Source organism: Streptomyces sp. NPDC002690 (genome assembly GCF_053592415.1).
Map to the genome: position 1 here is coordinate 1 of NZ_JBSFVR010000696.1, position 1,597 is coordinate 1,597.

Genomic DNA, 1,597 nt, shown 5'->3' on the forward strand with positions numbered 1-1,597 from the left:
CCCGGGCCGAAGGTCACGCCCGCTCGCCCGGCGGTTCGCCGGGGCCGCCCCCGCGACCCGGCGCGGGCTGCGCCGGCTGCTGGTGCTGCTCTGCCTGATGCCCCTGATCGTCGTCCTGGCCCACGAGGCGCTGCGACTGCCGCACCTGAACACGGCGTTGGCGTACGGCCTGGTGGTCCTGGCGGGCACGATCACCCTGCTGTACGTCGCGTACAGCCGCTACGAGGACCCCTCGACGACCCCCGGCTCCCGAGGGCCCGACGACGGCTTCCCGCCGCTCCCCGCCCGGCCGCGCGTCGACTTCCTGCTGGCGGTGAAGGACGAGGCCGACGCCATCGAGGAGTGCGTCCGCTCCATGGCGGCCTCGGACTGCCCGCGGGTGCGGATCATCGTGGTGGACGACTTCTCCACCGACGGCACGCGCGACATCCTGGTCCGGCTGCGGGACGAACTCGGCATCACCGTCATGCTGTTGGACGAGAACGTCGGGAAGAAGCACGCCCTGGTCGCCGCGTGCGAGCGGGTGGACGCGGAGATCGTCGCGTTCACCGACTCCGACTGCGTCCTCGCGCCCGACGCGCTCCGCCGCTGCGTGGACGCCCTGGCCCGCCACCCGCGCCTCGGTGCCGTGAGTGGCCACTGTCGGGCCCTGAACGCCGGTGCGACACTGCTGACGAGCATTCAGGACACTTGGTACGAAGGTCAGTTCAGGATCTCCAAGGCGGCGGAGTCCGCCTTCGGTTCGGTGTCCTGCGTCTCCGGCCCGCTCGCGGTCTTCCGCCGGGACGCGATCCACAACTACCTCCCCGCCTGGGCCGGTGACCGCTTCCTGGGCGCGCCCTTCCGCTTCGCCACCGACCGTCAGCTGACCGGGTACGTCCTCGGGCAGGCGTGGATCGGCAGAGCCCTCAAGGACCGCTACCGGGACTCCCCGTTCGTGTCCGGCGAGGACCACCCCGAACGCCGCTGGCAGGTCGGTTACGTCCGGTCGGCGCTCGTCCGTACCAACGTCCCGGCCCGGCTCGTCCCGTTGATGCGCCAGCAGGTCCGCTGGAAGAAGAGCTTCATCCGCAACCTCTTCTTCACCGGCTCCTTCATGTGGCGCCGGGGCCCCGGACCGGCCGTCCTGTTCTACGGGCACGTGCTCTGGGTGCTCGCCGCCCCGCTGATGGCCGTCCGCCACCTGGTCTGGGCCCCGCTCCACGGCGCGTACCTCCTCACCCTCCTCTACGTCTGCGGGGTACTGCTCAAGGGCTGTGTCTGGGGCCTCGCCTACCGGATCGACCACCCCGGCGACACCCGTTGGAGGTACCGCCCCCTGATGAGCCTGTTCTCCTCGGTGGTCCTGGCCTGGCTGCTCCCGTACTCCCTGCTCACCGTCCGGCGCGGGATCTGGTCGAGGAGCGCGACATGAGGGCGGGCGACAGAAGGTCGAGCGGCTGGCGACTGGGCGGGGAACCCCCGTGCGGCGCGAACGCGGGTGCGGGCCGCACGGAAGCGGGCCCGCGCAGGTTCAGATAGTCGATCTTCCCGCCGCGCACCAGCACGCGTTCCAGTACCGCCCCGTGCATCTGCACCCCGCCGAGACGCGCGTCCA

The 1,597-nt window shown here is 71.6% G+C and carries 1 protein-coding gene and 1 pseudogene; one reads left to right on the top strand and one right to left on the bottom strand.

Annotated elements, in window-relative coordinates; translation table 11 throughout:
* The coding region (locus tag ACWD3D_RS36790) for a glycosyltransferase family 2 protein (protein WP_451464984.1) at positions 1 to 1,414 on the top strand (1,414 nt) is incomplete at its 5' end.
* On the opposite strand, the pseudogene ACWD3D_RS36795 reads toward ACWD3D_RS36790, so the two are convergent.
* Positions 1,374 to 1,597 (bottom strand): annotated as a pseudogene (locus ACWD3D_RS36795) (hypothetical protein); the annotation flags it as partial. The gene ACWD3D_RS36790 and the pseudogene ACWD3D_RS36795 sit on opposite strands and share 41 nt — an antisense overlap.